The sequence below is a fragment of the Streptomyces sp. NPDC007084 genome (genome assembly GCF_040703595.1).
In the GTDB taxonomy this organism is placed as follows: domain Bacteria; phylum Actinomycetota; class Actinomycetes; order Streptomycetales; family Streptomycetaceae; genus Streptomyces.
Map to the genome: position 1 here is coordinate 1 of NZ_JBEYFY010000069.1, position 11944 is coordinate 11944.

The 11944-nt window shown below is 72.8% G+C and carries 8 protein-coding genes and 1 pseudogene; 3 read left to right on the top strand and 6 right to left on the bottom strand.

Translation table 11 applies throughout. From position 1 onward, the window contains the following. The 3 genes and pseudogenes from AB0912_RS32005 to AB0912_RS32015 form a co-directional block, all read left to right on the top strand. Nucleotides 1–158, top strand: a pseudogene (locus AB0912_RS32005) (IS110 family transposase); the annotation flags it as partial. A 238-nt stretch (nt 159–396) separates the two neighbouring features. Next, nucleotides 397–1278: a hypothetical protein gene (locus AB0912_RS32010; protein ID WP_366706127.1), complete on the top strand. Its 882-nt coding sequence runs from the start codon at nt 397–399 to the stop codon at nt 1276–1278. Nucleotides 1279–1554: 276 nt separating this feature from the next. After that, on the top strand, nt 1555–2271 hold the full coding sequence (locus AB0912_RS32015) for an isocitrate lyase/phosphoenolpyruvate mutase family protein (RefSeq protein WP_366706085.1): 717 nt from the start codon (nt 1555–1557) through the stop codon (nt 2269–2271). A gap of 180 nt (nt 2272–2451) precedes the next feature. Here the strand turns inward: AB0912_RS32015 and AB0912_RS32020 are convergent, their stop codons facing one another. From AB0912_RS32020 to AB0912_RS32045, 6 genes are all read right to left on the bottom strand, one after another. After that, nucleotides 2452–3414, bottom strand: a complete 963-nt coding sequence (locus AB0912_RS32020) for an ABC transporter substrate-binding protein (RefSeq protein WP_366706087.1) — start codon at nt 3412–3414, stop codon at nt 2452–2454. Between the two features lies 1 nt (nt 3415). Further along, nucleotides 3416–5356 (bottom strand): ABC transporter permease subunit, encoded by a 1941-nt coding sequence (locus AB0912_RS32025; protein ID WP_366706089.1) that lies wholly within the window; start codon nt 5354–5356, stop codon nt 3416–3418. Next, the gene (locus tag AB0912_RS32030; RefSeq protein WP_366706129.1) at nt 5356–6711 is read right to left on the bottom strand and encodes a betaine/proline/choline family ABC transporter ATP-binding protein; all 1356 of its coding nucleotides are present in this window, start codon (nt 6709–6711) and stop codon (nt 5356–5358) included. Before AB0912_RS32030 ends, AB0912_RS32025 begins: the two co-directional genes overlap by 1 nt. 86 nt (nt 6712–6797) lie before the next feature. After that, nucleotides 6798–8330 (bottom strand): GMC oxidoreductase, encoded by a 1533-nt coding sequence (locus AB0912_RS32035; protein WP_366706091.1) that lies wholly within the window; start codon nt 8328–8330, stop codon nt 6798–6800. A 511-nt stretch (nt 8331–8841) separates the two neighbouring features. Then, nucleotides 8842–10353, bottom strand: coding sequence for an aldehyde dehydrogenase family protein (locus tag AB0912_RS32040; protein ID WP_366706093.1), 1512 nt, complete (start codon nt 10351–10353; stop codon nt 8842–8844). Between the two features lie 207 nt (nt 10354–10560). Next, complete coding sequence (locus AB0912_RS32045; protein WP_366706095.1) at nt 10561–11676, bottom strand: hypothetical protein; 1116 nt, start codon at nt 11674–11676, stop codon at nt 10561–10563. Nucleotides 11677–11944: the final 268 nt, after the last annotated feature.

An 11944-nucleotide genomic window follows, 5' to 3' on the forward strand; every position in this document is an offset into this window, starting at 1 on the left:
ACGACCCCGCCTCCCGCACCTACTACGACCGCTGCCGAGCCCGCGGCAAAACCCACACCCAGGCCCTCCTCCGACTCGCCCGCCACCGCATCAGCATGCTGTTCGCCATGCTCCGCGACGGCACCTTCTACGAACCCCGCGCCCCACGCCTCGCTTGACGAAAGACATAGAGGCACCCCCCCCCGGGGCCAGCGAAACCACCCCGCCGAAGCCGCCCGGGGAGACAGCTCACTGAGACAGCTCGCCGGAGCCGCTCGCCGGAGCAGTCGGAGTCATCGGAGTCGTCGGCGGGAGCCGCCCGTCGGAGCCGGAGTCGCCGGCGGGAGCCGCTCGCCGGAGTCGGCGTCAGCGGTCTCGCCCCCCACCGTCCCCTACAGTCACTTCGTGCTCTTTGGAATGGTGTGTGCCCTCGGTGCCTCGGTCTGTTTCGGTACGGCGACGGTCCTTCAGGCGATGGCCGCCCGTGCCGCCGGTGAGGGCGGGACGGACAGCGGGGCCACGGGCGCGGCGACGCTGCTGCTGCGGGCGCTCCGCCAGTGGCGTTATCTCGCCGGACTCGCTCTGGACGGGGTCGGGTTCCTGCTCCAGATCGCGGCGCTGCGGTCCCTGCCGATCTACGCCGTCGGGGCAGCGCTGGCGGCGAGCCTCGCGGTGACGGCGGTGGTGGCCTCGTGGCTGATCCACGTACGGCTGAGCCGGGTCGAGTGGGGCGCGGTGGCGGTGGTGTGCGCGGGGCTCGCCATGCTGGGCCTGGCGTCGGGGACGGAGGGCGACCGGACGGGTTCCCTCGCGCTGAAGTACGCGATGCTGGCGATCTCCGTGGCGGTCCTGCTGCTGGGCCTCGTCGGCGGCCGGCTGCCGGACCGGGGGCGGGCGCTGACGCTGGGACTGGGGGCAGGGTTCGGGTTCGGGGTGGTCGAGGTCGCGGTGCGGCTGATCGAGGACCTCGACCTGGGGCGCCTGGTGGCCAACCCGGCGACGTACGCGCTGCTAGTGGGCGGGGGAGCGGCCTTCCTGCTGCTCACCACGGCACTGCAACGGGGCTCGGTGACGACTGCCACGGCAGGCCTGGTCATCGGCGAGACCATCGGCCCCGCCCTGGTGGGCGTGGTCTACCTGGGCGACCGCACGCGAGAGGGCCTGACCTGGCTGGCGGTCCTCGGCTTCGCGGTGGCGGTGGCGGGCGCCCTGGCCCTGGCCCGCTTCGGGGAGGCGCCGGCCACCGGGGCGGAGTCGGAGGCTTCGGAGTCGGAGGCTGCCGGGTCGCCGGGGGTGTGAGGGTCGGGGGTTCGGGAGGCGGATGCTCTCGGGGTCGGCGCTCTCGTCCGGGCGCTCTCGGGCAGGCCCCAGGTCCCCGGGGGACAGGTCCAAGACCGTCGCCCGCAAGCTGATCCGCTGGTGATGCCGGGGCCGGCGCGGTGACCTGGACGGCGGCAGCCGAAGTGGCCCATGTTTTCGCGAGGGGAATGGACCATGCTCCGGGACCGCCCCTTTCGTAGGGTCGATGCCGTGACGGCGCGGGACACGGCCGCGCGAACCCTCGGGAGGAACGCCATGCTGAGCCACGCGGAGCGGTTTCGGGCGCTGCATCATGGGCGGCTGCCCGATGATCCGGTGGTGTTGCCCGGGCCGTGGGACGCGGCGAGCGCGCGGGTGTTCGCGGACGCGGGGTTCCCGGCGCTGGCCACCCCGAGCGCCGGGGTCGCCGCCTCGCTGGGCTACGCCGACGGGCAGACTCCGGCCGCCGAGATGTTCGCGGCGGTCGCGCGGATCGTCCGGGCGGTCGACATACCGGTGTCGGCCGACGTGGAGGGCGGATACGGGCTCGCCCCCAAGGAATTGGTGGAGCGGCTTCTTGAGGCGGGCGCGGTCGGCTGCAATCTGGAGGACTCCGAGGCCGGTGTCCTCAAGGACGCGGCCCGGCACGCCGACTGGCTCGCGGAGGTGCGCGCCGCGGCGGCCGACCTGCTGTTCGTGAACGCTCGCGTCGACGTCTTCGAATACGGCGACGGCAACCCGGAGCGGGCCATCGAGCGGGCCGCACTGTATGTCGACGCGGGCGCCGACTGCGTGTACCCGATCGGGGCGCCGACCGGCGTACTGCCGCTGCTGCGGTCCGGCACCCGCGGCCCGCTCAACGTGTTCGCCCGCCTCGACGGCACCCCGGCGGCCGAACTCGGCGAACTCGGCGCCACCCGCGTCACCTTCGGCCCGGGACTGCAACGCAGGGCGGCAGAGGCGCTGGGGGACATCGCGGCGGGGCTGCGTTGATCGAGTGAGGTCCGCTAAGGGAGGGAGCCGCGCTGAACGGGCGGGGCTCCACTACGGGAGGGGGCTGCGCTGAACGGGCGGGGCCTCCATTGAACGAGGAGGCGGGGGGAACGAGAGGGCGGGGGCGTCCATCGGCCAGCACCCCCGCCCCCCGTCAGCTCACTCGCCCCTCCCCCCTCGCTACGCCCCCACCCACCCCCGCCAAGTGGACCGGTGACCCTCGACCCACTTCTTCGCCGCCTCCTGGGCCGTCAACTTGTCGTTGGCGATCATCAGGGAGACCTCGTTCTGGTCCTCGGTGGTCCACTTGAACTTCTTGAGGAACGCGGCGGCCTTCCCGCCGGTCTTCGCGAAGTCGGCGTTGAGGTACTTCTGCAGCGGGGTGTGCGGGTAGGCGCAGGCGACCTTCGCCGCGTCCGCGTCGCAGCCCTCCTTGTAGGCGGGCAGCTTCACCTCGGTCATCGGGACCTTCTCGAACAGCCACTGCGGGGAGTACCAGTACGTGAGGAAGGGCTTCCTCTCCTTCGCGAACTGCTTCATCTGCGTGATCTGCGCGGCTTCCGAACCGGCGAACACCACCTGGTAGTTCAGCTTCAGGTTGTTCACCAGCGCCTTGTCGTTGGTGACGTACGACGGCGAGCCGTCGAGGAGCTGGCCCTTGCCGCCGCTCTCGGGGGTGCGCAGCCGGTCGGCGTACTTGTTGAGGTTCTTCCAGTTCGTGACGTCGGGGTGCTGCTTGGCGAAGTACGTCGGGACGTACCAGCCGATGTGCCCGGTCACGCCGAGGTCGCCGCCGGGGGCGATGGTCTTCTTGTCGGTGACGTAGCGCTTCTCCTGGTCGGGGTGGCCCCAGTCCTCCAGGATGGCGTCGACGCGGCCCTGGCTGAGCGCGTCCCAGGCGGGCACCTCGTCGACCTGGACGGTGTCGACGCGGTAGCCCAGTTCGTGTTCGAGGAGGTACTGCGCCACGCCGACGTTGGCCTGGGCGCCGACCCAGGACTGCACGGACAGGGTCACCGTCTTCGCGCCCTGGGCGTTGGCGAAGGGCGAGGCCTGCTTGGTCATGTCGGCGGCGCCGCAGCCGGTGAGCAGCAGCAGGGCGAAGGCGCCGGTCACCGCCGTGGAGGTGGTACGGACTCGCATGTCAGGCTCCCTTCCGCACGCGGCGTTCGGTGGGCTGGGTCACCCGGTCGAGCATCAGGCCGAGGCAGACGATCGCGGCGCCGGCGACGAGACCGGTGGCCAGGTCGCCCTGGGCGAGGCCGAACACGACGTCGTAACCGAGCGCGCCGCCGCCGACCAGGCCGCCGATGATGACGACGGCGAGGACCAGGACGACGCCCTGGTTGACGGCGAGCCGCAGGGACGGGCGGGCCAACGGAAGCTGGACCTGGCGCAGTTGCTGGGCGGGGGTGGCGCCGAGGGAGCGGGCGGCCTCCATGGCCGCCGGGTCGACGGCGCGCAGCCCCTGGGTGGTGATGCGGACGACGGCGGGCAGCGCGTAGACCACGGCGGCGGCGACGGCGGGTGCGCGCCCGACGCCGAACAGCGCGACCACCGGGATCAGGTAGACGAACTGCGGCATGGTCTGGAAGACGTCGAGGACGGGCCGGAGCAGGCGTTCGAAGCGTTCGCTGCGGGCGGCGGCGATACCGACGGCGAAGCCGATCACGAGGGTGACGGCGACGGCCGCGAGGACCTGGGAGAGCGTGTCGAGAGACGGCTTCCAGACGCCGAGCACCCCGATCGCGGCCATGGCGAGGACGGCGGTGAGCGCGGTGCGCCAGGTGCCGATGAGCCAGGCCAGGGCGGCGACGATCAGCAGGACCGACCACCAGGGCAGCCATTGCAGGCCGTCGCGGACGGGGTCGAGGACCCAGGTGGTGAAGTGGCCGGCCCAGTCGGCGGTGCCGCCGATGTAGGGGACGCCGGAGTAGAGGTGGTCGGTCATCCAGTCGACGGCGTCGTTCACCGGCTCGGCGATGTTGACGGCCCACGCCTCGGGCCAGTCCAGGCGGCCGACGAGCCGTCCGGCGACCGCGACGACGACCGCCGCGGCGGCCCCGTACAGCCAGGGGGTGGCCGTACGGGCCTCGCCGAGGCGGGCGCCGGCCGCGCCGGTGACGCGGTCGAGGACGACGGCGAGCAGCACGATCGGGATGCCGGCGGAGAGCGCGGCGCCGACGTCGACGGAGGCGAGGGCCTGGTAGACGCGGTCCCCGAGGCCGCCGGCGCCGATGACGGAGGCGATGACGGCCATGGACAGCGCCATCATGATCGTCTGGTTGAGGCCGAGGAGGAGTTCCTTGCGGGCCAGCGGGAGGCGGGCGCTGAACAGGCGCTGGCGGAAGGTGGCGCCGAGCGAGGCGACGGCCTCCATCACGCCCTCGTCGGCGTCGCGCAGGCCGAGCGCGGTGAGGCGGGCCATGGGCGGGGCGGCGTAGACGACGGTGGCGAGGACGGCGGCGGGTACGCCGATGCCGAAGACCAGCACGACCGGCAGCAGGTAGGCGAACGCCGGGAGCACCTGCATGGTGTCCAGGACGGGGCGCAGCGCGCGGTGGGTGCGGTCGGAGAGCCCGGCGGCGAGGCCGAGCAGGGCGCCGAGGACGACGGAGGCGAGGACGGCGACCACCATGACCGCGAGGGTCTGCATGGTGGGCACCCACATGCCGAGGAGTCCGCAGGCGAGGAACGCGGCGGCGGTGCCGAGGGCGAGCCGGACACCGGCGGCGCGCCAGGCCACCACGGCGGCCACGGCGGTGACCCCGGCCCAGCCGGCCGCGAGGAGCAGCAGGTAGACGCCGCGTACGGAGAGGACGACGGCGTTGCTGACGTAGCCGAAGAAGTAGAGGAACAGCGGGTGGCTGTCGCGGTTGTCGATGATCCAGTCGCTGGCCTTGCCGAGCGGTTCGGTCAGGTCGACGGTGAGGGCGTGCGGCCAACTGCCGCTGGACCAGCGGGCGTCGGCGAGCGGCACGAGGACGGCGGCGAGGACGGCGAGGAGCAGGAGTTTGCCGACGGCGGGGTGCCGGAGGCGGGCGGGCAGGACGGTACGGGGAGCGGGCGCGGTGACTGTGGCCATCACACCGCCTCCGTCCGCTGCCCCGCCCCACCGTGTGGGTCCGGCCCCGCCGATGCGTCCGCGTCCGCTTCCGTGCCCGCGTCCACCACCGCTTCCGTGTCCGTGCCCGCGTCCACCACCGCTTCCGTGTCCGCGTCCACTTCCGTATCCGGGACCGCTTCCCTGTCCGCGCCCGCGACCGCTTCCCTGTCCGGGCTCGCGTCCGCGACCGCTTCCGGGCTCGTGCCCGCCACCGTTTCCGGGCTCGCGTCCGTGTTCAGGCCCGGTCCAGCCGGTGCCTCCGCGCCCGGGTCCACCGCCGTGCCCTCGGCGCCGTGCACGTCCGGGCCGGCGACGACGGCGAGAAGCCGCTCGTGGTCGACGACGCCGAGACAGCGGCCGTCCTGGACGACGCAGGCGGCGCGCCCGCTGCCGGAGACGGTCCTGATGGCGTCGGCGACGATCGTGCCGGGCGGAAGCGCGCCGGGGTGTTCGGTTCCGCCGCAGTCGCCGGGCCGCATGGCGGTGCGTACGGTCATGACCTGCTCGCGGGGTACGTCCCGGACGAACTCGCGGACGTAGTCGTCGGCCGGGGAGCCGACGATCTCCTCGGGGGTGCCGAGCTGGACGATCCGGCCGTCGCGCATCAGGGCGATGCGGTCGCCGAGGCGCAGCGCCTCGGAGAGATCGTGGGTGATGAAGACCATGGTGCGGCCTTCCTCGTGGTGCAGCCGGACGACCTCTTCCTGCATGTCCCGCCGGATCATCGGGTCGAGCGCGCTGAACGGCTCGTCGAACAGCAGGACTTCGGGGTCGACGGCGAGGGCGCGGGCGAGTCCCACGCGCTGCTGCTGGCCGCCGGAGAGCTGTCCGGGTCTGCGCTGTTCCATGCCCTCCAGGCCGACCTTGGCGACGACTTCGGCGGCCTTGGCGCGGCGTTCCTCGCGCGGCATGCCCTGGATCTCCAGGCCGTAGGCGACGTTGTCGAGGACGGAGCGGTGCGGCAGCAGGCCGAAGTGCTGGAAGACCATGGCGGCGCGGTGGCGGCGCAGTTCGCGCAGCCGGGCCCGGTCCATGGCGAGGACGTCCTCGCCGTCGATGGCGAGGTGGCCGGAGGTCGGCTCGATCAGCCGGGTCAGACAGCGGACGAGGGTGGACTTGCCGGAGCCGGACAGGCCCATGACGACGAAGACCTCGCCCTTGCGGACGTCGAAGCTGACGTCGCGGACGGCGGCGGTGCAGCCGGTGGCCGCGCGCAGTGCGGCGGCGTCGAGCGAGGCGAGTTCGGGGTCGCCGGGGACGCGGTCGGCCTTCGGGCCGAAGACCTTCCAGAGGTGGCGCACGGAGAAGACGGGTTCGGTCGCGGTGCCGTTCATCTCGACTCCCTTGCCGGGCAGGGTGGTTGTGGTGCCGGCGGGCGTGCCGACGTCCGGGGCGGACGGGTTCACGTCGGTGGTCGTACTCATCGCGCGCCGCCCCCGATCAGCTCGGCGGCTTTCTCACCGACCATGAGCACTCCGATCATCGGGTTCACGGCGGGCATGGTCGGGAACACGGAGGCGTCGGCGATCCGGATGCCCTCAAGGCCCCTTACCCTCAACTCCGGGTCTACCACGGCCTGTTCGTCGGAGGCGTCGCCCATCCGGCAGGTTCCCGCCGGGTGGTAGACAGTGTGCGCGACCTGGCGGGCGTACGCGCTGAGTTCCTCGTCGTCGGTGATGTCGGGGCCGGGGCAGACCTCGCGCTTGAGCCAGCGGGCGAGCGGCTCGGCCCTGGCTATCTCGCGGGCCGTCTTGATGCCGTCGACGAGGGTGCGGCCGTCGTAGTCGTCCTCGTCCGTGAAGTACCGGAAGTCCAGGGCGGGTTTGACGGCCGGGTCGGCGCTGGTCAGATAGAGGCGGCCCCGGCTGCGCGGCTTGGGGATGTTGGGGGTCATCGAGACACCGTGCGCTGGGCGTTCGTAGCCGAGGCGCTCGGGGTTGTCGGTGAACGGGATCTGGTAGAAGTGGAACATCAGGTCGGGGCCCGGCTGTTCGGGGTCGCGGCGCACGAACAGGCCCGCGTCGGAGTCCATCGCGGAGTTCTCGGGGATCGGCCCGTTCGTCTCCCAGACGATCACGGACTCCGGGTGGTCGAGGAGGTTCTCGCCGACGCCGGGCAGGTCGTGCACGACGGGGATGTCCAGCTCCTCCAGGTCACCGGCGGGGCCGATGCCGGAGTGCAGCAGCAGGCGCGGGGAGTCGACGGCGCCCGCACAGAGCAGCACCTCGTCGCGCGCACTCACGAGGATCTCCTCGCCGTCCTTGGTGCGCACGTGGACGCCGGTGACCCGGGTCCCGTCGAGTTCCAGCTTGTACGCCCAGGTCTCCAACAGGAGGGTGAGGTTGGGGCGTTCGTCCATCACCGGGTGGAGGTAGGCGACGGAGGCGCTGGAGCGCTTGTTGTTCTCCGGGTGGTAGGCGAGGTCGAAGAAGCCGACGCCCTCGGTGAACGGCTCGCGGTTGAAGCCCTCGACGCGCGGTACGTCGAGGGCGGTCCGCGCGGCCTCGACGAAGTCGCGGGCGATGGCGTTCCGGTCCTTCTCGTCGACCGGCACGATGTTGTTGAGGAGCCGGGCGTAGTACGCCTCCATGGGCACCGCGCCCCAGCCCTTGGCGCCGGCCGCCTCCCACTCGTCCCAGTCGGACGGCAGCGGCTTGAACGCGATCAGCGTGTTGTGCGAGGAACAGCCGCCGAGCACCCGGGCGCGGCTGTGCCGGATGTGGGAGTTGCCGCGCGGCTGCTCGGTGGTCGGGTAGTCGTAGTCGAGTTCCCCGCCGAGCAGGCCCATCCAGCGGCGCAGGGTGAGGACGTCGTCACGGCCTACGTCGCTGGGCCCGCCCTCGATGACGGCGACGGTGACGTCGGGGTTCTCGGTGAGGCGGGACGCGATCACGGAGCCCGCCGTGCCGCCGCCGATGACGACGTAGTCGTACGTGTTCTCGTGCTGGGACATGTAGAGGTGCTCCAAGGTGCCTGGTTGGGTGGGGGATTGGAGAGGGGGTTCGGGGAAATCGGGAAGGGGCCTGGGCCCGGCCGGCGGGGTGGGGGCGCAGACCGGCGGAAAGAATCGGAGCCGGAGACCGGGCCCGACGGGACAGGGGCGGGGACCGGGGTACGGGGACGGCTCGGGGTGCGGGTACGGGTCGGGGCCGGGCGGCGGACCGGGGCGTGGCCCTGGAGACGGGGCGGCCTCTGGACCAGGGCGGGCCTTGGGACCAGGGCGGGCCTCTGGACCAGGGCTGGAGTGGCTGAAGTGCCGGACTCTGGACACTCCGGGCGAGACGGCCCCGGAGGTGCTGCCCCTGCCCCGGTGGGCTGATCCGGCACCGGAAGGGCTGACCCGACCCCGGACCCCCGACCCCGGAGGGACGACCCGGTGACCCGGCCCCGGGAGCGGCCCGGCGCCCGCCGCATCGCGGGCCGGCCGATCGCCCCCGGCGACAGCAAAGAGAGCCTGCCGGGTCTCAGCCGGCGAACCAGCGAACGGGCTTCGGCGCGAGGTTCTGGTAGATGTGCTTGGACTCGCGGTACTCGGCGAGTCCGGCGGGCCCGAGTTCACGCCCGACGCCGCTCTTGCCGAAGCCGCCCCACTCGGCCTGCGGGAGGTAGGGGTGGAAGTCGTTGATCCAGACGGTGCCGTGGCGCAGCCGGCCGGCGACGCGGCGGGCGCGGCCCGCGTCGGCGGTCCAGACGGCGCCCGCGAGGCCGTACTCGGTGTCGTTGGCGAGGGCGACGGCCTCGTCCTCGGTGGCGAACGTCTCCACGGTCAGGACGGGCCCGAAGACCTCCTCGCGGACCACGCGCATCTCGCGGTGGCACTGGTCGAGGACGGTCGGCTCGTAGAAGTAGCCTTCGGCGGGCCGGACTTCGGAGGGCTCGGGCCGCTTGCCGCCGGAGCGCAGCACCGCTCCCTCGGCGAGCGCGGAGGCGACGTACTCCTCGGTCTTCTCGCGCTGCTGCGCGGAGACGAGCGGACCGCACTCGACGCCGTCCTCGGTGCCGCGTCCGAGCCTGATCGCGCTTGCCCTGCGGGCGAGTTCGGCGACGAAGCGCTCGCGGACGGACTCCTCGACGATGAGCCGCGAACCCGCCGAGCAGACCTGGCCGCTGTGGATGAACGCGGCGTTGAGGGCCTGGTCGACGGCGGTGTCGAAGCCCTCCTCGGTGGCGCAGGCGTCGGCGAAGACGACGTTGGGGTTCTTGCCGCCGAGTTCGAGCGCGACCTTCTTGACCGTGTCGGCGGCGGCGCGCGCGACCTTCGTACCGCTGGTCAGGCCGCCGGTGAAGGAGACGAGGTCCACGTCGGGGTGGGCGGCGAGGCGGGCGCCGACGGTGTGGCCGGGGCCGGTGACGATGCCCGCGACCCCGTCGGGCAGGCCCGCCTCGGTGAGCAGCCGGAGCAGGGCGACGGTGGTCAGCGGGGTGATCTCGCTGGGCTTGATCACGAAGGTGTTGCCCGCGGCGAGTGCCGGGGCGATCTTCCAACTGGCCTGGAGGAGCGGGTAGTTCCAGGGGGTGATCAGCGCGCAGACGCCGACGGGTTCGTGGACGACGACGCTGTGAACGTCGGCCGAGCCCGCGTCGACCACGCGTCCGCCGCCCTCGCCCACGACGAGGTCGGCGAAGTAGCGGAAGGCGTCGGCCACACAGTCGATGTCGACGCGCCCCTCCTCCACGGTCTTGCCCGCGTCCCGGCTCTCCAGCAGGCCGAGTTCCTCACGGTCGCGGACGAGGAGGTCGGCGACGCGGCGCAGCAGCGCGGCGCGCTCGGCGACCGGGGTGTGCGGCCAGGGGCCCTCGTCGAAGGCCCGTCGGGCGGCGGCGACCGCGAGGTCGGTGTCCTTCTCGTCGCCCTCCGCGACCACGGCGAACGGCTGGGCATCGGCGGGATCGAGGATCTCGCGTGTCGCGCCGGAGAGCGCCGCGCGCCATTCGCCGTCCACGTGGATGGTCTGGTCTGCCTGCTGTCCGGCCATGATCGGTGTTTGCCTTCCGTTCCTGTTCGACGCCCCTGAGTGACACAGGTGTGACCCCCGGGGCCGTGAGCACATGCCCTTCGCTTCCGAATGCATGCACAACTGGACACCGAAAGTGCGCCAGGTCACGGAAAAAGCGTCAAAAACAGGACGGGAACGGACGAATTTCAGGCCGCGAGGAGGATCGGCTTCCGTATGTGGGCCCGGTCACCCCTGGCAGGCGGACCCGGTCGGGCAGAAGGAGCCGAGCGCGATCCCCAGCTGCTCACTCAGATCCGTACCGGCGGGCCCGCTCGCGATGATGGCGTACGGGGCACCGTTCGCGGCCTGGAAACGGTGGTCGACGGTCTGGGTGAGCCCGTAGCGCTTGCTGTCGTAGCGGTAGCTGAACTCGGTCCAGTCGGCGCCGGTGCGCCGGTCCAGGTACTGGTAGCCCTTGAATCCCTCCGCGATGTCCTGGGCCTGTGCCGAGGAGTCCGTGATGGAGGCTTCCTTGACCTCGAACACCATGAGCCTGCGGTCGCCGCCGGGGGCCGTGTAGGTGACGACGGGCGCCAGCTTCCCCTGGGCCTGCTCGCGCGCCCAGCCGACCGGCACGTCCACGGTGTAGCCGAGCGGGTCGACCGACCTGCTGTATCCGGGGGACGGCGCCGGGGCGGCGGGCGAGCCGGGGTCGGCGGAGGTCCCCTCGTCTCCGGAGGCGCCCGCGTCGCCGGTGGCGTCCGGGTCGTCCGGGTCGGCGCCGGTGGCGTCCGGGTCGTCCGAGCCGGCGCCGGTGGTGGCCGTGACGGTCACGGCGGGCCCCGCCGATCCGCCCTCACCCCGGCCGCCCGAAGTGTCGTCCCTGGTCAGGGCCCAGAGTCCGCCGCCGATCCCGCCCGCGACGACGGCGACGGCGACGATCACCAGCAGCAGCCGGCGCGAGTCCCCGGCCCCCGGTCTCGGCCCTCCGTGGGCCGGCGGCGTCCCTCCCCCGGCCCACGGCTGAGCGGGCGGCGAGGGCGACCAGGCGGGCACCTGCTGCTGAGGGGGCGGCCCCTGCGGGGCGTGCGGCGGGGCCGGGGGGACGCCCGGCGGCGCGGGCGTCCCGGGCGTCCCGGGCGTCCCGGCGGGCCCCGGCGGATAGAAGTCCGGCCGTACGGTGCCTGCCTGGGTGGCGGCGGCCCACCACTGCTCCCCGCTCGCCCGCTCTCCGCCATGCGGCTCCCCGCCCTGCGGTCCGCCGCTCCCCGGGTCGCCCCCGCGCCCCTCACGGCCGCCGTCGTCGCCGTCCTCAGCGTCGTCGACCCACTCCCGACGGTCCGCGTCCCATCGCTGCGCCACCGCGTCACCCCCCGATCCGTCGCGGCCACGCTCCCCGGGCGCCACCGTAGGCAACGACGATAGTGAGGTTCACACCCCGCGCACCCCTCTTTATGGCGACAAAGCACGGGCGTTCGATGCGTAACTTCCGTACGCCTCACCAGCCCCAGCCGTCGCCCCAGCTGTCGCTTCAGCCGTCGCTTCCGCCGTAGCCCCAGCCGTAGCCCCAGGCGTCTGCAGCGTGACAGGACATCGGCTTCGGACGGCTTCAGGCGCCCCAACGCGGCGA